Below are 24,694 nucleotides of genomic sequence, written 5' to 3'. Positions count from 1 at the left end.
CAGTCAATGTCCGGACACCATGGCAAAACCAAATGACCGTGACAGCTCCGCACCAGTCGTATGGCTGTTAACGGATAATAAGCCTGGCCACCGGAACCAGCTGAAGGGGCTGGGCAATCGCCTTCGGGTGTTGGCCGGCGTCAGTCTTTACTGGATAGATACCTCGGCATTAAAAGTCTCACTCTGGCGCGCCTTGCTGGCAGTACCTCCGTCCGTGAATGACGCGTTTCCGCACCCGGACCTTGTAATCGGTGCAGGTTCCGGAACGCACCGTTTGCTGCTCTCGCTGCGCCGGCTGAAAAAGACAAAATCCCTGGTCATTATGAAGCCCGCCTTTCCTCTGGGCTGGATCAGTGGCGCGATAATCCCTGCCCATGACAGAGTTCACCCGGAGCCTAATGTCCTGATGACGGAAGGCGTAATTAACACGGTCACACCATTGGCCCGGATAACGGACAAACCCGAAGCACTCATTCTCGTGGGCGGACCCTCTCCACATTTTGACTGGGACAGCGACGTGGTGCTGGGGCAGATCAATCACCTGATTGGCCATTACCACCAATGGCGCTGGACCATCAGTGGTTCCCGACGCACACCAACCGACCTCCTGGCACGCCTCGATGAGCAGGCTGGCCCGAAAATTACCGTTGCCGACCCGGCAAAAACTCACGAGAGCTGGCTCAGCCACCGTCTTTCAGCCTCAAGGGCGGTGTGGGTTACCCCGGACAGCATGTCCATGGTCTGTGAAGCGGCAACCTCATCAGTGCCCACCGGGATTTTCGAGCTGCCGAGAAGGACCGGCAGTCGCGTGGCAGAGGGAATCGATCGACTGGTCAGCCGCGGCCATATTGCCAGTTGGAGTAACCATGCCGCTGTCATGGCGGGGGAGACTGGTCATCATGAGACCTTGTGGGAAGCAGATCGCGCTGCCCGCTGGGTACTCAAACAGGGTCTGTTGCCCGCAGAGAAAGACAGCCATCGAAACAACAAAAGGAAAGACGTTTGAGAATTCTCCAGGCACTGCCTGCGCTATACAGCGGGGGGGTAGAACGTGGCACCGTTGAATTCGCTTCCGACCTGGTGAAGCGGGGCCACGAGTCATTTGTGGTCTCCAAGGGTGGTCCGATGGCCGAGCAGCTTCGGGGCCAGGGTTCACGGCACATCTTCATGCCCATACACCGAAAGTCCCCAGCCTCGTTCGGGCAGGTCCTGCCAATGAGGAAGCTGCTCCTTGAGCTGAAGCCGGACATTGTTCATGTCCGCTCCCGTATGCCGGCGTGGATCATTTACCTGGCACTCCGAAGTATTCCGGCAAGCCAGCGTCCGGCTATCGTTTCCACCTTTCATGGCATGTACTCCGTCAACCCATACAGCGCCATCATGACCCGGGCCGATCACATGATTGCCGTATCCCAATGTGTGCGGGATTACATTTTAAAAAGCTATCCGGTACCCGAGGAAAAACTGTCAGTAATACAGCGTGGCGTTGACGTGGATGCCTTTCGGCAAAGGGAGCTCACACCGCAGTGGCTGAGCCGATGGTTCCGGCAATACCCGCAGCTGACCAACCAGAGAATCATCATGATGCCGGGCCGAATTTCACGCTGGAAAGGCCAGCTGGATTTCCTGACCATGATGGCGAAACTGGTTCACCAGCGGCCGGATTGCCACGGCATCATCGTAGGCGGCGCCGAACCCGGCAAGGAGCACTTTCTGGAAGAACTGGAAAAAGAACGCGCCCGCCTGAACCTGACCGACAAGGTCAGTTTTCTGGGCCAGCGTAACGACATGACCAACCTTTACCTTCTGGCGGATGTCGTCTGCCACATGAGCACCAAACCGGAACCCTTCGGCCGCACGGTCACTGAAGCTCTCGCCTCAGGCACACCGGTGGTGGCCTACAACCGCGGGGGAGCCGCGGAGACACTTCAGGCCTGCTTTCAGGCCGGACTGGTGACGCCGGACGATACCGACGGGGTTGCCGAAACCGTATTACGGCTTCTGGACTCGGAGACGCCGACCATTGAGATTCCCTACCGGTTTCGGCTTGAAGCGCAAACCGAAGCGTCGCTGCAAGTCTATGAGAATGTGCTCGCGCAACGCAAAAACGCCCAATGAACAGCGAACACAAACTAACCATCGTTCTGGTTTTAGGAACGCCGGGCACAACCTGGGGCGGCATGGAGAAACACACTGCCGACCTGGCAGGAGCACTGGCCAGTCGCGGTCATAACGTGCACGTAATGGGGCACCCCTCCTACATCGACCGATTCCCGAGAGGTGTGCACTTCCACTCTGTGCCGTTTCATCTTGGGCGGCGCAATCCCTGGCTCATCCTGACCCTCAAGCACCGCGTAAAAAAGATCGCGCCGGATATCCTCCACGCCCAGGGAAATAAAGCAGCCCAGCTGACAGGAAGTATTCAGTCTGACACCATAAAACTCAGGGTAGGCACTGTTCACGGTATCAAATCCAGTCACAAAGCGTTCAATCGCCTGGACAGGGTTATAGCTGTCAGCCCCCGGATCTTCGAGAACCTTAAGCACCCTGGCAGGCACCTGATCTACAATGGCGTGGCGTTGCCTCGCACGCCGGAGCCGGAAAATTCATACAATCCGGCGTTCCCACCCGAAGTAATCAATGTTGTTGCCATTGGCCGACTTGAACCGGTTAAAGGCTTTCAGAGGCTCATTGAAGCCTGGGCCCTGCGGGCAAAGTCGTTACCTTCGGCTCACCTCACGATATTTGGTGACGGCTCCGAACGAAAACGACTTGAAAAGCTGATCTGCGAACTAAGCCTCGGGGACGACGTTACCCTCGCAGGATTCCACAACGACCTGAGTTCAGTCTATAAACAGGCGCAACTGACGGTACTAAGCTCTGAACGGGAAGGCTTTCCCTACGTCTTGATTGAATCACTGTTGGCCGGCTGCCCGGTCATTTCAACACCGGTCTCCGGGCCACAAAACATTCTTCCGGCCGGTGCGCTCTGTCAGGACCACGAAATCAGTTCCTTATCCGATCTACTGTCTGAAGCCCTTGGCAATCTGGCCGGACTGAAAAAAGCTGAAGGACCGGCAATGGCTTTCGCGAGAAAGAAACTCACGCTTGAAAACATGACCGATGAAACGGAACAACTGTATTTCGATGCATTGTCCGTTGACCGAAACTGAGCACTGGTCAGAATCGCTTTGGACCCGAATCCATTTCCAGCTCCGCAAGCATCTGCAACTCCTTTGCTTTCGCCAGCCGCATAAAATTTCTGTTTGCTGCGGTGATGGCGACGCTCAGGCCAAACCAGCCATTCAGAATCTGCCGATGAATCAGGTAGTACTTCAGGAACTTGAGCGGAAACTCCGCAAACAACCGGCCACTGGAGATGCGCCGGCCTTTGGCCGCGAGGAATCTCGCCTGCTCTGTGGAGAGCTGACAGTATTTCCGTTCCATCTGTTCCAGCGAAACAAGCGTTCTGTGCAGCACATCGCCCTTCAGATCAAGTACCCGCCCTTCCCTGACCTGCGGCCGGTCGTTGTTGCTGTCTTTTTCAGCTTCGATAACTGCCTTCTTCCGATTGTACAAGCGCAGAATTTTCTTGGTTTTATCATGCTTAAAAGGGTGCGCCGGATTCGGCTGGGACAATACCCAGCGCATTCGGAAACCAGCAACATCTTCGGGAACAGGCTGAACAAACACAGCCTTGATGTTTCTTACCAGTTCATCGGACAACACTTCATCGGCGTCGAGGTCCAAGGCCCAGTCATTGCGACAAAGGCTTGCGGCATAGGCCTTTTGAGAGGCAAAGCCCTGCCAGTCGTTGTAGACAAAACGTGCCCCGGCGCCTTCGGCTATCTCTCTTGTTCTGTCGGTGCTTCCGGAATCAACCACAATGATCTCATCCACCCACCCGGTCACTTTCGCCAGAGACTCGGGCAGCCTTAACTCTTCGTCCTGGGTGATGTAATAAACGGACAGAGGTAGCTTCATCACAGTTCCTGATTTTAATGTTGTTGGATTCGGTTTGTACCGGGGCAATATTATGATGTCCCTGTGCTAAGATGGCGCACATTCAGATCAATGTTTTTTCACGGCATTCCCAAACTCAAGCCCGGAGTAAGCACATGATTCACCCCGTCATTATGGCTGGCGGCACCGGCTCACGGCTCTGGCCACTGTCTCGGCAACTGAATCCAAAGCAATTCCTGAAATTGACAGACAGTCCACTATCAATGCTGCAGTCAACAGTCGCCCGGCTTGAGGGAATGGACACTGACAACCCCCTCCTTATCTGCAATGAGGAGCACCGGTTCCTTGCCGCGGAACAGATGCGGCAATCCAATCACGAAGACGTCCAGATCATACTGGAACCCTGCGGGCGCAATACCGCACCTGCTATTGCCCTGGCCGCGCTGCAACTGTGTGAAAGCGCAGGTGAGGATAATCCCCTGATGCTGGTCCTGGCCGCTGATCACCTCATCCAGGATGTTACTGCCTTTCAGCAGGGTGTCACCAAAGCCTTACCCCTGGCCCAGCAGGGTAAACTGGTTACCTTTGGCATCGTTCCTCACCAACCCGAAACGGGGTATGGCTACATCCACCAGGGAACCGGGCTGGCAACCGATTGTTACTCTGTCGACGAATTTGTCGAAAAACCGGACCTCGAAACCGCAAAAAGCTACCTTGCCTCCGGCGAATATCTCTGGAACAGCGGCATGTTCCTGTTCGGCGCCAGAGATTATCTGACCGAACTGGGAACCCACCGCCCTGACATCCTGTCCGCATGCAGAGCTGCGATTAACGATGCCAGCGAAGACCTTCACTTCATCCGCGTCAATTCAGAGTTGTTCGCCGCATGCCCTTCTGAATCGGTTGACTACGCCGTGATGGAAAAAACAGACAAAGCGGCTGTCGTGGCCCTGGACGCCGGGTGGAGCGACATCGGCTCATGGTCTGCACTCTGGGACGTGAGTGAAAAGGACGAGGATGGCAACAGCCTGGCGGGCGACGTGATTGTCCACGAAACGGCCAACACCCTCGTTCGTGCAGATAGTCGCCTGGTAGCGACAGTCGGCGTGGACAACCTGGTCATCATTGAGACCAAGGACGCGCTTCTTGTTGCTCACAAGGACAAGGTCCAGGACGTCAAAACCATCGTCGAGCAGATCCGCAATGATGGTCGCCACGAACACATGAATCACCGGGAGGTCTATCGGCCCTGGGGTGTTTACGATTCCATTGATAACGGGACCCGGTACCAGGTTAAACGAATCACGGTGAAACCCGGCGCCAAGCTATCGGTACAGATGCATCACCATCGCGCCGAGCACTGGATTGTGGTCAGCGGCACGGCTCGCGTTACCAATGGCGAGAAAACGTATCTGGTCACTGAAAACCAGTCCACCTTCATCCCCGTGGGACAAGTACATTCCCTCGAAAACCCGGGCGTAATCGACCTTGAGCTGATAGAGGTCCAGTCTGGTTCTTATCTGGGCGAAGACGACATCGTAAGATATGAGGACCGGTACGGCCGAAAATGAGCAAGTTCAAGTATTTCGTCATCGCCGGGCTTCTGCGTATGGCTGGCTGGCTGCCTCTCGCTGGAGCCCAAAGAATCGGTAAGTCACTGGGATTGCTGCTCTGGAAACTGCCGACCAAGTCGCGTCAGGTGACCGACATCAATCTCTCGATCTGCCTGCCAGAACTTTCTGACAGCGTGCGCCGCGAAATGTCCAGGGAGTCAATGGCTCAAACAGGCATGACAATGCTTGAGGTCCCGCTTATGTGGGAGTGGCCGGTGGACAAGTGCCTCGGACTGATCAAGGAGACCGAAGGCCTGGAGCTGATCGATGAAGCCCTGTCCGGTGGCGAGGGCCTGATATTGCTTGCCCCCCATCTCGGAAACTGGGAATTAGCCGGCCTCTTCTTTTCCTCCCGCTATAAGATGGCCGCACTGTACAGTCCGCCCAACATGCCCGAATTTGAAAACTACATGATCAAGGTTCGGGGGCGCCTGGGCTCCGAACTCGTGAGGGGAGACAGACGCGGACTGGCAAGACTGGCCTCAATCCTCCGTGAAGGTGGTGTTGCTGGCATACTGCCTGATCAATCGCCCCGGGGAAAAGGCAACGCATTTGCCCCCTTTTTCGGCATGGAAGTCAAAACCATGACTCTGGCGTCCAAGCTGATCCAGCGCACGGGCGCCAATGTCCTGATCACCTACGCTGCGCGGCTTCCAGATGCCCGAGGCTTTCGTATCGTTGTCCGTAAAACAGAACCAGGACTAGGAGACAAGGATCCCGTGGCCGCGACAACCGCCATGAACCTGTCCATTGAACACTGCGTAAGAGAGATCCCCGAGCAATACCAATGGGAGTATAAACGGTTGAGACATCGCCCGCCCGGTGAAATAAATCCCTATAATCCGGATCGGGTATGCTAGGCCTGCCGGAAGTCAGAAGCGCCATTGATCATCGCACCGTTTACGGCTCAAACGGCCAGACGCTCACCAGATAACACACGGAATTCAGACACATGACCGCCCACGTCCGGACGTTACTCCCGCTATTGCTGATGATTGGCCTCGGAGGCGCCCTTTTATCTTCGACTATTCTCGCGGCAGCGACACTGCTGCTGGCCATCGCTGGCATGACCATCGGTATTCGCAAGTCACTCCAGAACACCGGCTGGGACCAGCCGAAAGAACTGCGACTGATGCATTTTGCGTTCTGGTTTTTTGTACTGGTGAGCTTCTGCTCCTGGACCCTCGAAGGATTTGACTATGAGGGCGGGAAAACCCTGGGCACCCATGCCCGCTTTATTCTGTTCTGGCCACTGATTGTTGCCCTGAGCTACGCCCAAGTCCGCGCCAGTCAGGCTTTTGCCGCGGTCGGACTGATAGCACTATCCGTGATCATGAGTTTTGTCATAGCTCTTGCTGCCCGCCACGGAGCCCTCGGGCAGCTTATGAATACCCGTTTTGGTGGCGGCATCAACCCCATCAGTTTCGGCAATATTGCCCTGCTTGGCGGCATGATGACGATAGTCGGCGGGTTATTCTTCATTCGCTGCAAACGTAACATTCTCGCTGCTCTGTTCCTGGTGGCAGGGGGAGTTGCTGTCGTGGTATCTATGCTCTCCGAAACCCGGAGCAACCTCGTTGCTCTTCCCTTCCTCTTGCTGGCGCTCCTGCCGCTAGTCGGCAAAAAGCTCCGCCTCGCCGGTTTTGTTCTGGTTCCAGCCTTAGTGATCGCGGCAACTGCAGGCAGCGATCGTATGACGCAATCGCTTGAGGGCGTTTATCAGAATGGCCATCTCGATACAGGAATGGAAGTTCGACTGGAAGTGTGGGAGCTTGCCTGGACCATGTTCCAAGACAATCCGTGGACAGGTATTGGCCTTGGCGGGTATACCCACAGCATAGAATCGTCTGTGGAAACCGGCGAGGCATCAGCCATTCTGTTCGATTGCTGTACAGGCCACGCCCATAGCGACCTTCTTAACAGTGCTGCGACCAGCGGCGTTCCCGGCATATTGAGCTGGCTTTTCCTTATTTTCATACCGCTTGTCACTTTTGCGCGTCACCTGCCAAGCAAGCACGGACCTACGGCCCATCTTGCTGCAGCAGGCACCATGGTCACAGCAGGTTACTTTTTCTTCGGCCTGACAGAGGCAACCTTTAACCGAACCCTGTTTCTGACCTTTTATCTACTCGCTGTCGCAGGCCTGGGCTCAGCGTTGTTTAACGAGCTAAGCGCATCTTATACGCGGAAACGGACGCGAAGAGTCTCAGCCACCATCATCACGAAAAACGAGGAAGACCATATTGCTGACTGTCTGCAGTCAGCACGGTTGGTGTCAGACGAAATCATTGTTCTCGATAGTGGTAGCACCGACAGAACGGTGGAAATCGCAAGGGACTATGCGGATGTCGTCGAGATCACCGACTGGCCGGGGTTCGGGATACAGAAGCAGAGAGCCCTGGAAAAAGCAACGGGGGACTGGGTGCTGTCGCTGGACGCAGATGAACGTATCACGCCTGAGCTCGCCCGCGAGATCAATCATCATCTGGCCAACCCGGATGCCGATGCCTACAAGCTGCCCTGGGCCGTCACTATCTATGGTAAACGCCTCGACTTTGGCCGCAGCGGCCGGGCACCACTGCGCCTGTTCCGGCGTGAGGGAGTCCGCTTCTCTGATGCGCTGGTGCATGAGCGCATCCTGATTCCCGAGGGCAGGAAAACCAAAACACTGCGTGGCCGCCTTACCCATTACACTCACCGGGACTTTGGTCACTCTTTGGAGAAAAGTGCCAAATATGCCTGGCTGGGATCACTGGAAAAGCACCGGAAGGGCAAGAAGACCCGAACCATGATTTATCCAACGTTGCGAGGATTAATGACTTTTGTGCAGGTTTATTTTATCCGGTTCGGGTTTCTCGACGGTGCAGTGGGGTATCTGACGGCTGTCACCTATGCCCAGGTAACCTTCAACAAATACGCAGGCTTGTGGACGCTGGACAGAGCTGACCAGTCCAGCAAGACTTGATGCGCAGGCCAGGCAGGCCCCGGGAAGTCAAAGCGTAGTCGTCTCGACGCCGATTTCCCGAAACATGCTTACGATCTTATCGTAAAAGGGAATCCTGACACTCAGCACCTGGTCGTCAATCTGGCACATCTGCATATCCGGGAAGATTTTCTTGAGGGTAAACAGAGCCGTGGATACAAAACTGTAGAAGGCAATGTAGGCTTCACCGGAAAGGGCCACCTCTACCTCGATGGGACGCCCCGCCTGCCGGATCTCAACCGGAAAGCCGGCCAGTATTCGCTCAAGTTCCGTCCGACTCTCCTTTCGGTGCATAAAATAGACGATGCGTGTTTCCGGATGACGTTCGACCACATGTGCCATCTGGTCACGAAGCTGCTGCGGCCGACTCTCGCCGCCTATGGGTTGCCCCAGAAAACCAACCAGAGGCTCGCCCCCCTTCTTCCGGGCGCTTAATGCGAACGTCTCGCGAAACACTGGAAAGTCATGAACCCGAACCTGGACACGTTCGGAACTTGCGAGCGGAAAGCAGGTAAAAAAAGCAATGACCTCGGGCGCAATCCGATGCAGGTGGATTCCCATAACCGCCAGCAAGCGGCTCTTCTCGCGGGAGATCCTCGAAGCAATACCTTCGTCGTGAATCGCATGATAGTACTTGACGGTTGCCAGGCCGTCATCGACAAAAATGAGCTGCTCACTGTCGAGCCCACGGTAAAATATCTCGTGAATCCAGCTCGATTTATTCCCGATAAAGAGCCGATGAATCACCCTGCCAGACAGGCTTCGCGAAATATACCCAAGCCGAAAATAGAAAGTGCTCTTCTTCAGGTAGATGGTTTCCACGCCATGCCACCCCAGCGCTTCAGCCAGAAAAGCCATCTGCGATTCGGTTTCCCGGTTGTCAGGCCTCGCTATGACCAGAAGACAAGTGTCAGCCGGGCAGCCATAAGCGTGACGCGCCTCCGTACAACTCATAAGCTGTAACGGCGTGCTGGCAACGAAAACATTAAGGGGGACCGTGTGTTTGCTCACAGCCACAGGTTCCTGTTCAGAATGGCAACGCAACTCATGGCGCGCTCCCGTACCTCATCTTTTTAAGCTCCCTGCGGAGCCGACGCCTCACCTTGATTTTCCGAAGCAGGTTTAACGGTTTTTCGCGTAATGTTGACCGTTTGTTGGCGATAAAATCCTCTACGGCATCCAGCACTCTCGCACTGGAATGACCGTCACGGAAACTGTGGAGATCATCGCAAAGTGCTCGTGTGGCGGCCATCAGATCCTGCGGATACTCTAGCGCTTTCTCCAGCGCCCCCTCCAGGTTTTCGACCCTATCAACATCAATAAGATATGGGCCGGGCATTTTGGTTCTGAACGTCACCACCGGTCGATCCAGGAACATGAATTCAAACATGATCGAAGATGTATCGCACAACATGATATCCGCTTCCGGCAGGATCGGCAGGAGATCCTCATCGCTCTCGACAAAGCGAAGGTGCTCACCCGCCAGACTGCGATATTCCTCGACAACCGATGGATCCATTTTAGGATGAAGCGTGACAATAAACTTCCAGCGGCCACTCGACGCAAGACTCGCTATTTTTTCGGCCAGGGCCGGAGCTGAGGTTACCGAACGACTGAATGTTGATGCGTAGAAGACGACAGGGAGCTCGCCTTCAGCACGATGTCGCTTGCCATGAAGCGGCTGAGTCAGAAGCGGGTCCAGTTTCGGCCAGCCAGTATGGGTCACGGAGAAGTGCTGGTGAAGCTCTGCAAGCTCCTGGAACTTCGCGGTGTCTTTCCTGGCATGGGTGCAGTAAAGGTCAAACCATCCCCGAATACGGTAGTGGTCACTCTCATCTTCACTGGAGTGGCCCCGTTTATTCCGGGCCATACCATGGAACACCTCGACCTTGATCCCCGGGAAGAAGTAAGGCACCCAGTCGCCGGGCACGAAAGTCGCATCCGCGTTGAACGCCATCACTTCTTTTACCGTCGTGAGTCGCCGCTCATCGGGCCCAAGCGGCGCCGTGGTGCAGCCGGCGACAAACCAGGCCGCTTCCCCGCCACGCCGACGGATCTCATCCTGCAATGGCCGGAGAATCGAATAGGAATAGGGCTGATTGACAAAAAAAAGATATCGCCGCATTCAGTTCCTGCCTGTCAACGCTTTGTACATCTCACCGGTCTCGGAGACCGTTTGAGAGGTATGAAACTGATGCCCAATGCGGTCTTGTGCAGCCTGCCCCATACTGGCCATCAACGGCCTGTCCCGATAGAGCCTTTCGATCGAGGATGAAAGTGCACGGGCACTTTTTGGTGGAACAACAAGACCACTTACGCCATCTTCCACCAGCTCTGGCATTCCGCCAACGCCGGTCACCACAGGAGTAACGCCGTAAGCCATCGCTTCAATTACAGCCCTGGGCAGGCCTTCCCGCTCCGTTGACGGCAATACAAACACATTACTCGCCGCAGCAATGGCAGGGGCGTCATTCCGATAGCCGGTGAAATGAATTCTTTCAGGATGAGAGGAAGCCGCAACCTGGGCCTTCAGGTCATCGTTTTCAGTAACATCGCCAACGAGCAACAGATGTGCCTCTACGTCATCCGGAAGATCGCTCATTGCGTTAACAAGGACATCAAAGCCTTTTCGAGGCGTGTTTCGTCCGGTACAGCACACAACAAAGGCATCTTCCGGCACACCAAATTCGCCAAGATCCGCCGGTTCCGCCTGATACCAGTCAAGATCATGACCTTTGTATATACGCTGAAGTTTTTTCTCCGGAATGCGCATCCATAAAAACCGGAGACTCGCCAGGTAGTCCTTAATCGCATCCGCAACACACACGATCTTGCTGACTCGTGGGTGCAGGAAAGTAATCCAGGATTCAGGGTTGAGAAAGCTTATATTGCCAATCACGCCACGGTAGGCAACGATCTTGATGTCGGTTCCTTTCGAAGCCCGCAGGCCACAGGCCAGAGCCCTGGGGTTATAGGCATGGATAACCTCATAGTTCTTTTTTGCCAGCTGCTCCCGGATGGCCGCAGTCCCCTCTTTGTCAAAGCGATTCTTTAACGCCATCGGCTGGGCGACCATGCCTTCATCAACCAGACGCTGAAAGTTTCGGCCTTTAGGGTTGCACATGACATCGACGTCAAAACCGGCATTCTTTAAACCGATGAACAGCTCGGTTTCAGGGCGGTCACAGGCATCCGTCAGGCAGAGAATCGCAGGCAATGAAGGTTTGTGCTGTTGTTCGGTCAAGCGGTGTGACTCCCGTTATATCCGTTCATGAAAGAAACCCAGACTCGCCGCTGGACCTCGTCTCCCGCCACCTTTCTTAAGGAGCGGGCAAAACGATCAAGATTGGCCCCTTTCCATCGAGGAGCGGCCTCCTGCGGCATGATACACCCCTTGTCAAAATCAATCAGAAAGAAGGCGCCATCTCGTACCAGAACGTTGAAACAGTTCAAATCAGCGTGCCGCACCCCAGCGTCATGAAAGCGCCGTATGACCTCGCCGAGGTTATACCAGCCGTCATCTTCCAGACCACCAATCAGGTCTGCCAGCGGCGAGGCATCCACCAGCCTTTCAATCATGATCGCGGCCTGGTAATGCAATGGTGAGGCCTTCCGATACCAGGCCGCGACGGGTTTTGGCACGGGCAACCCCATCGTTACTAAACGCATAAGGAGCCTGAACTCGGAAAAGGACCGCACGTTCTTTTCACCGGTGAAAGCATAGGTTTTCCGGGACACGTTTGCAGCGAGGCCTCCCCTGAGATACTCCCGCAATACAAGGCCGGCACCATCAGCATCAACGAACCATGCACCACCACGCCCACCGCTGCCAACGGGCACGGCCTTGTCGCCCCAGTAGCCCGGATCGAACCAGGACATGGTCACCCTACCCTGATAGTCCGGATGGATGAGCAACGCAGAGCTTTTGTCACGCTCACAGATTTCAGACTCGACCATGATCCCCCGGACATCGCGCTGAGAACACTCACCAGCACAGGCATCGGGACGTCTGTCGGCGAGTAAGTTAGAATGTGCGCCAGTTTATCAATGATTAGCCGTCAAGCTCCACAAGCCGGCTTCCATAACCTCAAACGGATTATTTTTTGATGAAGTCCATTTGCATCCTCCGCCTCTCCGCCATCGGGGACGTAACTCATGTAATACCAGTCGTGCTCAGCCTGCAGGAGCAAATACCTGGCATTCAGATCACGTGGGTTATTGGCAAGATCGAAGCAAAGCTGATCGGGGATCTACCGGGTGTGGAGTTCATCGTCTTCGATAAAAAGGCCGGCAGGAAGGGCTATGCCGATCTGCGGAAACAGATGAAAGGTCGCACATTCGATGCCCTGCTGCACATGCAGGTGGCGTTCCGTGCAAATCTTGCGGCCGCCTGCATTCCGGCCAGAGTCCGGGTCGGATACGACAAGGCCCGCAGCAAGGATCTTCACAGCCTCTTCATCAACCAGCGCATTCCACCGGCGGAGCAGCAACATGTTCGCGATTGCCTCGCCAGCTTTCTCACTCCCCTCGGATTGCAGGCCGCCCCTCCGCGCTGGACTATCCCTTTGAGTGACAGTGACCTCGCCTTTGCAGGAGAACATCTTGCGACCGACCGCAAGAACCTGGTCATCAGCCCCTGTGCCAGTCACACCCTGCGTAACTGGCCGACAGAACGTTATGCCCGACTCGCAGACCACGCTGTCCGGGCCCATGGCATGAAGGTTATTCTGGTGGGCAGTCCTGCCCCTTTTGAAGCTGAGTATTGCGCTGCTATCGAGTCCGCCATGACGGAAAAGGCTCACAATATCTGTGGCAAGGACACCCTCAAGCAACTGACCGCCCTGATGACACGTGCCGATCTGGTTGTGGCTCCGGACACGGGCCCGGCTCACATTGCAAGTGCGGTTGGTACCGATGTTCTCGGACTTTTCGCTGCCAGCAACCCCAACCGTTCAGGGCCCTACAATTCTCTTCGCTGGTGCGTCAATCGCTACCCGGAAGCTTTGCAGAAGTTCACAGGGAAAACGGTCGATGAAGCGCGCTGGGGTGCAAAGGCAGAATTCGAGGGGGCCATGGAGCTGATAACCGTGGAAGATACGACCATCATGCTTGACCGCTGGATCGCGGCACAAGACCAGAACTGATGTGGCGTTTCCCTTGAACAGTAACACCACACCAGGGGGAATAACCCGTTATTTTCTGGCGGTGTAGTCCTGGTAGGACTTCTCTTCCACGAACCTCGACCCAAGCGCCAGGTTAACGTCTTTTTTGATCGCGGCGCGCTTGTCGTTGGTCACATAGACGGCCCGCGCAAGTTCAATGAACCTGGGGCCGAAATCCTGAGCCGCTTCCTGGTCACGGATATCGTCTTCAATAACCCAGAGTTCCTCGTTGACTGCCTTTAACTGCTTACGCAGATCGGCTATGGCGTCCTGATCCGTGACGGCTTCATTCCAGGTGGCACTCAGCTCTTCCAGCTCCAGCCGGACATTTTTCAATTTAGCCTCGTCCCCGATTCGCTCAGACTTGATTTCAAGGATCGTGATCTTGTCGAGGACTTCGCCGAAGGAGACCGGTACTTTGATGACGTCTGCCATTTGCTCTTCCTGCAAAATAAGTGAATTTGACCAAAACAAAGCCGCCTGACTGCAGCAAGCAGACGGCGGCTATAAGAAACCCTTTGACGATCAGCCGCTGACAGGTGTCAGCCATCCGGCATGCTCGGCAAGCTTACCTTTAACCGCGTCAAAGTACATAGCCTGCAGCTTCTCTGTGACCGGACCGCGCTTGCCCGCACCGATAACCCGGCCATCCAGTTCACGGATTGGCAATACTTCGGCGGCGGTGCCGGTAAAGAAGGCCTCATCGGCAATATAGACTTCATCCCTCGTAATACGACGCTCTTTCACCGGAATGCCCAGTTCCCGGGCGAAGTCCAGTATGGTCTGACGGGTAATGCCTTCCAGGCAGGATGTCAGTTCCGGAGTATGCAACACGCCATCACGGAGAATGAATATGTTCTCACCTGAACCCTCTGCCACATAACCCTCGTTGTCCAGCAACAGAGCCTCTTCACAGCCGCTCGCAATGGCTTCATTCAATGCCAGCATGGAGTTGATGTAGTTTCCGTTCGCCTTGGCCTTGCACATGGTGATGTTGACATGGTGCCGGGTATAGGAAGAGGTCCGAACCTTGATTCCGATCTCCTTGGCTTCAGGCGACATGTAAGAGGGCCAGCTCCAGGCAGCAACCATAACGTGCACTTTCAGGTTGTCTGCACGCAGGCCCATCCCCTCAGAACCCAGGAATACCATTGGCCGCAGATACGCTTCATCAAGGTTGTTTTCACGAACCGCAGCGCGCTGAGCCTCGTTGATCTCTTCCTTGCTGAACGGCATCTTCATATTGAGGATGTGAGCTGAACGGAACAGACGATCAGTATGCTCCTTCAGGCGAAAAATGGCCGGACCGGTCGCAGTGCTGTAGGCCCGCACACCTTCAAAACAGCCGAGGCCATAATGCAGAGTGTGAGTCAGGACGTGGGTCTTGGCTTCGCGCCAGGGAACCATTTCACCATCCAGCCAGATAACGCCATCGCGATCAGCCATCGACATTCTTCGTTGCTCCTAAAAAAGCGGTTTTCGGGGAAATGGCATTCTAGCAGGAAATTTTGCCAGAATTGAATTTGGGTTAGGAATCGATCATCACTTTTTCCCACATGCTCCTAATGTAAGCCCGCTCTTGCGGGAACGCATCCCCATCAACCTGGCTATTGAGATTCTGCAGCGCCCTGTGATGAATGGTTGAACGCAAAGAGATAAACGCTTCCCTCAACTTTTCAGCATCCTCCATCGTCATCACCCCCGCCCGGCCCAGCTCTTCCATCTGGCGAATATTGTCCGACCACTGGGTCAGCTCAGGGTGCTCGGAACACCAGGCCAGCATCAGGTACTGCACCAGAAACTCGATATCAACAATACCGCCGACATCATGCTTGATGTGAAAGACCTCTTCCTGTCGAGCCTCAGGCGTCGCCAGGCTCGTACGCATTTTCTCCCTCATGTCGACAACTTCCCGGCGCAAACTCTCCCGATCCCGCGGCTGGCAAAGCGTCTCATGGCGAATAGTCTCGAACATCTCCAGGGTCTCCCTGCAACCAGCCACACCACGCGCACGTGCAAGTGCCTGATGTTCCCAGGTCCAGGCGTCGTTCCGCTGGTACTTTTCGAAAGCCTGCAGGGTACTGACCAACAACCCTGAGTTACCCGATGGCCGCAACCGCATATCAACCTCGTATAACTGCCCAGACGGCGTCTGTGTATTGAGGATATGAACAATGCGCTGCCCCAACCGGGTATAGAACACCGCATTATCGATGGTTTTTTCGCCATCTGTGGCCAGTTCCGGGTCAGCCTTGTGAACAAACACCAGATCCAGGTCAGACGTATACCCCAATTCAATGCCACCGAGTTTGCCGTAACCGATGACAGCGAAGTCCGTCTCACAGGCAGAACCGTCGGAGCGCTTCGGATAACCATGCCGACTTACCAGGTTCGAGAAAGCCACCTCGACCACATGATCAAGCACCACTTCTGCGATCCAGGTCAGGTAATCGCTAACCTTCATCAGCGGCAGCGTCCCCTTGAGTTCTGAAGCCGCTACTCGAAGAATGTGGGCCTTTTTGAAGTGGCGCAGTGATTCCATCTGCTCCTCAAGATCTTCAAAGGGGATCCTGAGCATCTGCTGTCGCAAATCGTCCTGCAACTCCGCCTTTGCCGGTGGGTGGTAAAGGCTTTCGGCATTAAGCAACTCGTCCAGCAGTAACGGCGTCTCCGCCAGCTGACGGGCGATCCACGGACTCTCGCTACACAGCTTGACCAACTGGGTGCAAGCCCCCGGGTTTTCCAATAGAAGGACCATGTAGGCCGTCCGGCGCAGAATCGCTTCAACAAGCTGTAATACGCGAGACAGAGTTTCCGAAGGGTTGTCCACCTGCGTCAACGCCTCCAGCAGCACCGGCATAAACTGGTTAAACCGCTTGCGTCCCTGGGTCTGCATGGTCTGAACCGTGCGATTTTCCCTGAGGTCGGTTAACGCACGATAGCTTGCAGCAGCATCCTCGTAGCCGTTGTCAGCCAGCCATTTAACAGAAGCCTCCTCATCAACTTCCGACAGCCAGAGTTCGTGCCAGGCTTCATCCAGAGTTGCGGTGCCGGTCTCTTCCCCCTCGTCCGTCGCAATGATATTGGCGAAATGGGTCGCAACCCGTTGACGGTGCTCATCCAGAACCGTTTCACATGCCTGCCAGTCATCAAAGCCCATAATCACTGCGACCCTGGTTCTGTCGAGGTCATTGTCAGGCAGAAGCTGCGTCTGCTTGTCTTCCAGACCCTGCAAAGCGTGCTCAAGGTCACGCAGGAAGACATAAGCCTCCCGCAGCTCCTTTACAACCGTCGAGGGCAACAACTCGAGCGCTTCCAGCTCTTTCAGAATCAACAACAGCTCCCGCTGTTGCAGCTCCCGGTCGCGACCACCCCGGATCAGTTGAAAGGCCTGCACTACAAACTCAATCTCGCGAATGCCACCACTACCGAGCTTTATATTGTTCTCCAGGCCCTTTCGGCGTACCTCCCGGCTGATCATCGCTTTCATGCTGCGTAGTGATTCGAACGCACTGAAGTCAATGTATTTGCGATACACGAAGGGACGAAGACTTTCCATCAACACACGCCCGGCTTCCTGGTCACCAGCGACCACTCGGGCCTTGACCATCGCATATCTTTCCCAGTCCCGGCCCTGATCCTGGTAGTAGGTCTCGAGCGCGGCAAAGCTCAAAGCGAGAGCCCCGCTCTGGCCATAGGGTCGTAACCGCATGTCCACGCGGAAGACGAATCCATCTGCCGTTATCTGATCAAGCGCCTGAATCAGCCGTTGGCCCAGCCTGATAAAAAAGGTCTGATTGTCCATGGACCGGCGGCCACCGCGGGTTTCTCCCTTGCCGGGGAAGGCGAAAATCAGATCGATATCCGATGAAACGTTAAGCTCTTTCCCCCCAAGCTTACCCATGCCCAGCACAACCATTTTCTGGGGCGCGTCCTCGCCACTGACAGGGTGCGCACCCCAAGGAGTGCCAGACTGCTCGCAGGCATCTTCATAGAGCCAGTCAAGGGCGCCCTGGATACAGGTATCAGCAAATGCGCTGGTGGCGGCCATGGTTTCTGCCAGATCGGCCCATCGCAACAAATCCCTCCAGATAATCCGGAACTGGGACTCGCGACGAAACTGACGCAGGGCCGCATTCAGGGCCTGCTCATCATTCACCCCGGCCAGGTACTCCTGCCAGCGCTCCGCCAGATACTCGGGGCTGGTAGGCTCCGTCAACGGTCGAGAATCCAGCATGGCGCGGATAGCGTCCCGGTGACGCTCCAGAGACTGACGGAGAAACAGGCTGCGCGCCATGGCATCAGCGACGACCTCAGCCGTCATGCCAACCTGCGCTGTCAGCCAATCCGGGATACCCTCCGGAAACACCGAACTCCAACAGGCTGCCACTTCATCGGCTAATGGCGTTGGAAGGGAGCTCCATGGCTCGGACATAATGCAAACCCCTGTCTCTCTGTTATATTTCCGGTACTGTATAACGAACTCTCACTCGACTGAACAGGCCCGACCAACGGATGCAGAGAAACCGCCGCCCGCTGAACCCGGAACACGAACAGACTCACCTCCCGATGGGCGGGCTAATTCGGCATCGCATGAAACGTCTGTTCCTGATTCTGGCTGGATTATTGTGCCTGCAGATTCTGGTTATCTGGACGGTTGAGGACCTGAGCTTTTTCGAATCGGTCTGGATTACCATGACCACGGTATCCACCGTTGGCTATGGCGATTTCTCTCCCAAAACCTATGTTGGAAGACTCAGCACCATACTGATCATGTTTGTTGGGGCCATTACCCTGCTTACTTTGATCATCAGTGACTTTATCGAGTACCGGTTCTATCGCCGGGAACGTATTCTGAGCGGAAGATGGATCTACAAAATGAATGACCACATCGTAATCATCAATACACCCCGAAATGGCGGCGAACAGTACTTCGTGCGGTTTGCGTCGCAGATACGCTCGGTCCCCGGTTACGAAACCATTCCTATCATGCTGCTAACGCGTGAGTTTCCAAACGGACTACCGACCGAGCTGTCCGATGTCGGACTGGTTCATTACCATGGCTCCGGCTATGATCCCAAGGCGCTCAAAGCGGTTCATGCAGGTAGCGCCCGCCACATCGTAGTGCTTGCTGCGGACGAGTCCGATCCGTATTCAGACAGCCTGACATTCGACATCGCGCACCGACTAAGTGAGCTCAACCTCGGCAACCACACCACCCTGGAATGCGTCAGCGATGGGAACCGGGAAAGGTTCACGAAACTGGGTATACGAACGATTATCCGTCCGGTGCGAACCTATCCGGAGATCATGGTTCGTTCCGTTGTTGCGCCGGGCTCTGAAAAGGTACTGGAGGATCTGTTCAACTACGAACATGACCACCCCCATCGATATGACCTTAAGCTGGATGACCTGAACTGGGCAGACATCGTAAGCGCCCTTATCCGGCACGGTATCGGCACCGCACTGGCTTACATTGACAATGATGATGAAGTGATCTGCCACCCGCCAACCGCGGAAGAAATCGAGGGCAAGGGATTGATCGTTATAGTGAAATCGTCAGAAACGCCGGACGTAGAGGTGGTTCAGGAGGCCCTGGATCGCTATAGGACATTTATCGCCAGCTGGCACGAAAAAAACGCCCCCAAAACGGAAAACACGAAAGCCTCCTGACCTCCCTCAGGAGGTGGCAAGTATTATCTGCAGTTTGCCCAGCGCCGCTCTGGCCATCAGCGTTTCGATATCAGCCCCCCCGGCGAGACTGGCCATTACCTCAGAATAGACACTTCCGTATCCCGCGCGCTCAGCCAACCGCGCCACCTCCGACAAATCCAGATCGTCGACTGGATAAGGATTGCCAGTCAGCCAGGACACACTGAGGCCATAGAGGAAATCGGTTACTGACACAGGGACTGAACGATCAGGCCCCTGCGGAACATCAAGCCCCGCAAGGTAATAGCCCTGTTCCGCCTTGCTGACAAGATTCAGGAAGACCGGAACTTGACGGGCCAACCGCCCGGCCCACTCGATAAGCGCCGCAGGGTTACCTGATTTCAACTCGAACTCTACTTCGTTGAGCGGGCGGGCCGTCTCACCACTTACAATTTCACCATGATCAAGAGCCACTTCGATCTCGGCATCCCCTTGCCGCAACATGATTATCTGTCGGGTGAAGTTTGTTTCGAAGACCGGCTGCAGGCGGGCCAGGTTAATACCATCACCCAAAGGCGTGTCGGCCAGCAATCCGAGGGCCAGTTCCGTGCCCGGCAAAGGCCACTCCCACTCCTGACGCCGGTGCGCGCCGCCAACAAATTCACCTTGCGTCTTGAGGGTCTGGATACACTTTGTACCCGCCTGACGTACTCGCAGAGCCGCCCGCTGGCTGTTCAGCTCTGACTCCGGCGTGTCGTAATAGCGATTCAGCAGGGATTTCCCGGGCCCTTTCTCGGCCTCAGGCTGCCCTTCCAGCCACTCAAGCGCCTTCTTGAGTCCGTCTTGCGTCAAAGTCAGTTTGATCTCGAGCTCTTCAGCCACACATCACTCCTGTCGGTTTCGTAGTTTCAGGATACATAAAAAAACCGGCGACCCGAAGGTCGCCGGTTTTCGACTACTGGATTAGCTGGTGAGCTGATCAGAAGTAGTAAACAGCACCGACAGAAGCGATCGACTGCTTATCACCGGACGCACCTTCAAGGGTGTACTCACCGGCATCGTCTGAACCAGACAGGTAGCCTTCGACGTAGACGTACATGTGGTCAGACAGGTTGTGAAGAGCCTGCACGATGACGGTGTCGTTCTGGTCACTCGCTGCAGTGTCGTCCTCACGGAGCTGGTAAGACAGCGCGAACTGATTGGCACCCAGGGTATAAACACCCATCAGGCCGATAGTGTCCGCAACGTCCTTCCGGGTCTCATACGACGCGGTCAGACGCAGGTTGTCCAGGCTGTAGCTACCACGAAGACCGTAGGAGTTTTCGTTGTTATCGCCACCACGACCACCGTCGTTGGAATCAACAGCAAAAGCCAGCTCCAGTGCATCCACTTCATACATCGCGGCCAGCTGCCACGGGTAGGATTTCTTGGAAACCTGAGCATCGCCATCGCCGTTTACCTGAACGGCTGCACCGACAGTCAGGCCGCCGAGAGAGGGAGAAGCGTATTGGATCAGGTCACCTTCGCCGGTGTCATAATTGAAGCCAATGTCAGAACCCACTTCATGGAACTGGGCCACCTCATCGACGGCACGCTCGTAGGTAGAATCATCGGAACCAACCCAGATCTGACCGAAGCTGTCACCTTTAATACCAATGTAGGCTTCATCCAGGCCATCGATGCCTCCACTTCCGGTTTTATCATCAGCGTTGATGCTTTCTGTTTCCAGCTTAAAAAAACCGGTTACGCCGGGAGCGATTTCGTGGTCATGCGCGACACCCAGAGTCGAACCGTTATCGGCGTGCTCAACCGTTGAACCTGCGCCATCTACATTGGTGTGCTTCAGGACATACTGGATGTTGCCATAAACAGTTGGCATGTTGCCTTCCGCCGCCAGTGCCGCACTCGAGCAAGTAGCTGCAGCAATAGCAGCTGCAATGAGCGTTTTTCTCATCGTTTGTCTTCCTTTTTTAGTAACCGAAGGCTTTCGTGAAGGGCGGGGGTATCCCCATATTTCAGGACATCAAAGCCGCCACAAACTTCCTGTACCCTATTCCGGACAAGCATATAGCCCGGCACGCCTTGACCACCCTCCCGGTATATTATCAACCCAATCAGGGGCCTAATGTAGTCAATTCTGGGTGAGAGTCAACTGGATCTGGAGCTTAGCTGCCCTGTGCGCCATGGAAGCCACCGGGCCTGAAAATAAAAAAACCGATAGCCTGACGGCTACCGGTTTTCGACTACCTGATTAGCCGGTTGGCTGATCAGAAGTAGTAAACAGCACCAAGAGCTGCGACTGAAGCTTCGCTCTCGTCGGCAACACCGTATACGCCGTCGTCACCACCACCGAGGTAGCCTTCAACGTACACGTACATGTTGTCAGAAACGTTGTGCAGGGCCTGCAGAGTCACAGTGTTCTGCTCTGTATCAGCTGCGTCGTCAGCAACTGCCATTTCATATGACAGTGCGAACTGGTTCGCACCCAAAGCGTAAACACCCTGAATCCCGTACAGGTCGCCAACATCTTTACGGGTCTGATACTCACCAGTAAGGCTCATGTCGCCCATGGAATAGGTAGCACGCAGACCATAGGTATTTTCATTATTCACGTCAGCGGTGGTGCTGGAGTATCCAGTCGTGCCGTCGTTGGAGTCCATGGCGACTGCCAGCTCCAGGTTATCTACGGCGTAGATGGCCGCCAGCTGGTAAGGATAGGATTTACCACCGGTGGTGCCATCGCCATTTACCTGGACCGCTGCGCCAACAGTCAGGCCGCCGAAAGAGGGTGAAGCGTATTGGATCAGGTCGCCTTCGCCCGTGTCGTAGGACCCACCGATGCTTCCATCAGCCGCTTCGTAGAAGTTGGCGATGGTATCAATGGCGCGCTCGTATGTAGAGTCGTCAGAACCAACCCATACTTGGCCAAAGCTGTCGCCCTTAACACCGATGTAGGCTTCGTCCAGAGAGTCAATGCCGTTGCTAGCGGCTTTATCATCGGCGTTGATGCCTTCGAGTTCCAATTTGAAGAAGCCGGTAATACCCGGAGCAATTTCGTGGTCATGCGAAACACCCAGGGTGCTTCCGTTGTCACGATGATTGATGCCGTTGTCACCACCTTTGACATCGTCATAGATCAGCGCGTACTGAATGTTACCGTAAACGGTCGGCATTTCGGCAGCAGCGGCTGCGCCAGAAAATGCAGTGGCAGCAGCGATAGCGGATGCTAGAAGCGTTTTTTTCATGTTGCGTCTTCCTTTTTGAGTTAACTCAGGTTTTAGCGACGGGTTCTTATCCCGATTTTTTAAGGCACCACCAGTCGGGCTGGATGTGCCAGATTCTGCATTACCTCTGTGTCAGTTCTGTGACACCAAAGATAACTTTTCTTCTGATTATTAAAACCTGTCTCTAAACAGGTCTTTACAGCTCAACCACTTACAGAACCTTCTTAAAGCCCTGCATGATGAAACTGTTTTAATACAATGAACCTGTTTTTGCAAACATTTGGCGGTGCATTTTTAGCTTTTTTGGCACCAGAAACGCAAGTATTTATGCTTTCCGGTACTCAGAAGCTCCGTGGCTCTTGTGTTTCAAATCCGGGGCCAGAATCATTTAAATCTTTATTAATCATAACGTTAAAACACTTTTAATCATGTAATCGCCTGAAACCGCCTCACTATAGGCACTTTTACGCACCAAGAAAAAACACCGGACACCTCACCGCCCAGCAATGGTGCGTAACTGAAAGGCAGTTATGGATTTTCTTCCAACAGAAAAGTAACCGGCCCATCGTTTACCAGTTGAACTTTCATGTCAGCACCAAATTGGCCCTCACCTACTCTTGCTTCTGCGATCATAGAGCGGGCCTCGCTAACGAAAAAATCATAGAGTTCGCTGGCCACCTCCGGTTTGGCTGCCGTCGAAAACCCCGGACGCGTGCCGGAAGACGTATCTGCCGCAAGAGTGAACTGTGGGACAACCAGAAGCGAGCCACCAATGTCGCTCAGACTCCGGTTCATTCGGCCATGATCATCGGGGAAAACACGATAGGTTAGAATTTTTCGGCACAACGCCCTTGCCTGAGCCTTTTCATCTCCACGCTCTATACCAAGCAATAACAAAAGCCCGGCGCCAATACAGGCAATTTGCTCTCCCTCCACCATGACACTGGCTTCCGAAACTCTCTGGATAAGCCCTTTCATTCGTTTTCCTGGAAAAATTCGAATGCACGAAAATAAGAATGATTGCCATTCTATCGATGCCCGCCCGCAGCGGCAACATTACAACTCACGACTAGCTCACACTTTTCCCCGATTTGGCAACAACCTCTTCAACCCCCCTGATCAAGGCGTCCACAATCGCTGGCTCGGAGGCGGAATGCCCGGCATCCCGCATGATGCGCAGCGTGGCTTCCGGCCAAGCTCTGCTAAGCGCAAGGGCATTCTCAAGCGGACAGACCATATCATAACGCCCGTGCACGATAATCCCGGGGATATCAGCGAGCTTACTGGCATCGCGAACGATCTGATCAGGCTCCAGAAACGCGGAATTCATAAAATAGTGGCACTCAATCCGCGCCAGTGCGATCGCCACATGCGGGTGCCCGAAGTGGTCAACGACTTTCGGGTTGGGATGCAGAGTGGCACAGCGCCCTTCCCAAATTGACCAGGCCTTTGCGGCCTGGATCTGTTCCAGCTCGTTGGTACTGGTAAGCCTTCTATAATAAGCAGAAACCATGTCGCTCCGCTCAGCCTCAGGAATCTGGCTTTCAAACGCTTCCCAGTAATCGGGAAAGACCCTGCTGGCACCGTCCTGATAGAACCACTGAATATCGCGGGGACGACACAGAAAGATGCCGCGCAACACCAGACCCAGCACTTTCTCAGGGTGGGTCTGAGCGTATACCAGACTCAACGTTGACCCCCAGCTTCCTCCGAACAGCAGCCACTGGTCGACACCCAGGAATGAGCGGACCGTTTCCATATCCTCAACCAGCTTGCCGGTACTGTTACCCTCGAGTTCAGCCAGTGGCGTTGACCGCCCTGATCCTCGTTGATCCATGAGAATAATGCGGAAACGCTCGGCATCGAAAAACTGCCGATGATAGTCCTCACAGCCGCCACCTGGCCCGCCGTGAATCACGATGACGGGAATACCATCGGGGTTTCCGCTTTCTTCAAGATAGAGCTCGTGAGGGGGATCAACCGCAATGCGATGCCGGGCATATGGCTTGATTTCAGGATAAAGGTTGAGCATGAGCTGTTCCGGACAAGGAATTTACCGGAGTGTAGCTGAAGTAAAAAAAAAGGGGCAGATCACGA

General features: G+C 54.8%; 21 protein-coding genes. 8 read left to right on the top strand and 13 right to left on the bottom strand.

Features of this window, described 5'->3' with window-relative positions:
- The first annotated feature begins 19 nt into the window (after nucleotides 1-19).
- Genes KFJ24_RS00370 through KFJ24_RS00360 form a run of 3 tightly spaced genes read left to right on the top strand, consistent with a single transcriptional unit; the run spans nucleotide 20 to nucleotide 3,173 of the window.
- Nucleotides 20-1,006 carry a mitochondrial fission ELM1 family protein gene (locus KFJ24_RS00370; protein WP_250829103.1) on the top strand — a complete coding sequence of 329 codons (987 nt, stop codon included), beginning with the start codon at nucleotides 20-22 and terminating at the stop codon, nucleotides 1,004-1,006.
- Nucleotides 1,003-2,118, top strand: a complete 1,116-nt coding sequence (locus tag KFJ24_RS00365; RefSeq protein ID WP_250829102.1) for a glycosyltransferase family 4 protein — start codon at nucleotides 1,003-1,005, stop codon at nucleotides 2,116-2,118. The genes KFJ24_RS00370 and KFJ24_RS00365 overlap by 4 nt, the downstream gene beginning before the upstream one ends.
- Nucleotides 2,115-3,173 carry a glycosyltransferase gene (locus KFJ24_RS00360; RefSeq protein ID WP_250829101.1) on the top strand — a complete coding sequence of 353 codons (1,059 nt, stop codon included), beginning with the start codon at nucleotides 2,115-2,117 and terminating at the stop codon, nucleotides 3,171-3,173. The genes KFJ24_RS00365 and KFJ24_RS00360 overlap by 4 nt, the downstream gene beginning before the upstream one ends.
- 7 nt (nucleotides 3,174-3,180) lie before the next feature.
- Here the strand turns inward: KFJ24_RS00360 and KFJ24_RS00355 are convergent, their stop codons facing one another.
- Entirely contained in the window at nucleotides 3,181-3,984 is an 804-nt protein-coding gene (locus KFJ24_RS00355; protein WP_250829100.1) for a glycosyltransferase family 2 protein, read from the bottom strand.
- Between the two features lie 134 nt (nucleotides 3,985-4,118).
- Between KFJ24_RS00355 and KFJ24_RS00350 the strand changes: the two genes are divergently transcribed.
- The 3 genes from KFJ24_RS00350 (at nucleotide 4,119) to KFJ24_RS00340 (ending at nucleotide 8,541) form a co-directional block, all read left to right on the top strand.
- Nucleotides 4,119-5,534 carry a mannose-1-phosphate guanylyltransferase/mannose-6-phosphate isomerase gene (locus KFJ24_RS00350; RefSeq protein WP_250829099.1) on the top strand — a complete coding sequence of 472 codons (1,416 nt, stop codon included), beginning with the start codon at nucleotides 4,119-4,121 and terminating at the stop codon, nucleotides 5,532-5,534.
- On the top strand, nucleotides 5,531-6,436 hold the full coding sequence (locus KFJ24_RS00345) for a lysophospholipid acyltransferase family protein (RefSeq protein ID WP_250829098.1): 906 nt from the start codon (nucleotides 5,531-5,533) through the stop codon (nucleotides 6,434-6,436). The genes KFJ24_RS00350 and KFJ24_RS00345 overlap by 4 nt, the downstream gene beginning before the upstream one ends.
- 92 nt (nucleotides 6,437-6,528) lie before the next feature.
- Nucleotides 6,529-8,541: a glycosyltransferase gene (locus KFJ24_RS00340; protein ID WP_250829097.1), complete on the top strand. Its 2,013-nt coding sequence runs from the start codon at nucleotides 6,529-6,531 to the stop codon at nucleotides 8,539-8,541.
- A gap of 27 nt (nucleotides 8,542-8,568) precedes the next feature.
- Here KFJ24_RS00340 and KFJ24_RS00335 read toward each other — a convergent pair whose 3' ends face one another.
- The 4 genes from KFJ24_RS00335 to KFJ24_RS00320 are packed head-to-tail and all read right to left on the bottom strand — an operon-like array spanning nucleotide 8,569 to nucleotide 12,516.
- Nucleotides 8,569-9,570 (bottom strand): hypothetical protein, encoded by a 1,002-nt coding sequence (locus tag KFJ24_RS00335; RefSeq protein ID WP_250829096.1) that lies wholly within the window; start codon nucleotides 9,568-9,570, stop codon nucleotides 8,569-8,571.
- 34 nt (nucleotides 9,571-9,604) lie between these two features.
- Nucleotides 9,605-10,684, bottom strand: a complete 1,080-nt coding sequence (locus KFJ24_RS00330) for a CDP-glycerol glycerophosphotransferase family protein (protein ID WP_250829095.1) — start codon at nucleotides 10,682-10,684, stop codon at nucleotides 9,605-9,607.
- Nucleotides 10,685-11,803: a glycosyltransferase family 4 protein gene (locus KFJ24_RS00325; RefSeq protein WP_250829094.1), complete on the bottom strand. Its 1,119-nt coding sequence runs from the start codon at nucleotides 11,801-11,803 to the stop codon at nucleotides 10,685-10,687.
- Nucleotides 11,800-12,516 (bottom strand): 3-deoxy-D-manno-octulosonic acid kinase, encoded by a 717-nt coding sequence (locus tag KFJ24_RS00320; protein ID WP_250829093.1) that lies wholly within the window; start codon nucleotides 12,514-12,516, stop codon nucleotides 11,800-11,802. Before KFJ24_RS00320 ends, KFJ24_RS00325 begins: the two co-directional genes overlap by 4 nt.
- A 149-nt stretch (nucleotides 12,517-12,665) precedes the next feature.
- On the opposite strand from KFJ24_RS00320, the gene KFJ24_RS00315 reads away from it, so the two are divergent.
- Entirely contained in the window at nucleotides 12,666-13,703 is a 1,038-nt protein-coding gene (locus tag KFJ24_RS00315) for a glycosyltransferase family 9 protein (protein ID WP_250829092.1), read from the top strand.
- A 48-nt stretch (nucleotides 13,704-13,751) separates the two neighbouring features.
- Here KFJ24_RS00315 and KFJ24_RS00310 read toward each other — a convergent pair whose 3' ends face one another.
- From KFJ24_RS00310 to glnE, 3 genes are all read right to left on the bottom strand, one after another.
- Nucleotides 13,752-14,156 carry a DUF6165 family protein gene (locus KFJ24_RS00310; RefSeq protein WP_250829091.1) on the bottom strand — a complete coding sequence of 135 codons (405 nt, stop codon included), beginning with the start codon at nucleotides 14,154-14,156 and terminating at the stop codon, nucleotides 13,752-13,754.
- Between the two features lie 90 nt (nucleotides 14,157-14,246).
- Entirely contained in the window at nucleotides 14,247-15,173 is a 927-nt protein-coding gene (locus KFJ24_RS00305) for a branched-chain amino acid transaminase (RefSeq protein ID WP_250829090.1), read from the bottom strand.
- 76 nt (nucleotides 15,174-15,249) lie between these two features.
- The gene (glnE, locus tag KFJ24_RS00300) at nucleotides 15,250-18,156 is read right to left on the bottom strand and encodes a bifunctional [glutamate--ammonia ligase]-adenylyl-L-tyrosine phosphorylase/[glutamate--ammonia-ligase] adenylyltransferase (RefSeq protein WP_250829089.1); all 2,907 of its coding nucleotides are present in this window, start codon (nucleotides 18,154-18,156) and stop codon (nucleotides 15,250-15,252) included.
- Between the two features lie 80 nt (nucleotides 18,157-18,236).
- On the opposite strand from glnE, the gene KFJ24_RS00295 reads away from it, so the two are divergent.
- Nucleotides 18,237-19,394 carry a potassium channel family protein gene (locus KFJ24_RS00295; protein ID WP_250829088.1) on the top strand — a complete coding sequence of 386 codons (1,158 nt, stop codon included), beginning with the start codon at nucleotides 18,237-18,239 and terminating at the stop codon, nucleotides 19,392-19,394.
- A 6-nt stretch (nucleotides 19,395-19,400) separates the two neighbouring features.
- On the opposite strand, the gene KFJ24_RS00290 is transcribed toward KFJ24_RS00295, so the two are convergent.
- The 5 genes from KFJ24_RS00290 to pip all read right to left on the bottom strand — a co-directional run bounded on the left by KFJ24_RS00290 (nucleotide 19,401) and on the right by pip (nucleotide 24,629).
- Nucleotides 19,401-20,255: a CYTH domain-containing protein gene (locus KFJ24_RS00290; protein WP_250829087.1), complete on the bottom strand. Its 855-nt coding sequence runs from the start codon at nucleotides 20,253-20,255 to the stop codon at nucleotides 19,401-19,403.
- A gap of 97 nt (nucleotides 20,256-20,352) precedes the next feature.
- The gene (locus tag KFJ24_RS00285; RefSeq protein ID WP_250829086.1) at nucleotides 20,353-21,327 is read right to left on the bottom strand and encodes a porin; all 975 of its coding nucleotides are present in this window, start codon (nucleotides 21,325-21,327) and stop codon (nucleotides 20,353-20,355) included.
- 313 nt (nucleotides 21,328-21,640) lie between these two features.
- Complete coding sequence (locus KFJ24_RS00280) at nucleotides 21,641-22,618, bottom strand: porin (RefSeq protein WP_250829085.1); 978 nt, start codon at nucleotides 22,616-22,618, stop codon at nucleotides 21,641-21,643.
- Nucleotides 22,619-23,125: 507 nt separating this feature from the next.
- Nucleotides 23,126-23,575, bottom strand: coding sequence for a D-aminoacyl-tRNA deacylase (gene dtd / locus KFJ24_RS00275; RefSeq protein WP_250829084.1), 450 nt, complete (start codon nucleotides 23,573-23,575; stop codon nucleotides 23,126-23,128).
- A 91-nt stretch (nucleotides 23,576-23,666) separates the two neighbouring features.
- A complete protein-coding gene (gene pip, locus KFJ24_RS00270) occupies nucleotides 23,667-24,629 on the bottom strand; it encodes a prolyl aminopeptidase (protein ID WP_250829083.1) in 963 nt (320 codons plus the stop codon).
- Nucleotides 24,630-24,694 lie beyond the last annotated feature (65 nt).

This window comes from Marinobacter sediminum (assembly GCF_023657445.1).
Classification (GTDB): Bacteria; Pseudomonadota; Gammaproteobacteria; order Pseudomonadales; family Oleiphilaceae; genus Marinobacter; species Marinobacter sediminum_A.
This window is presented reverse-complemented; position numbering and strand designations above follow the sequence as displayed.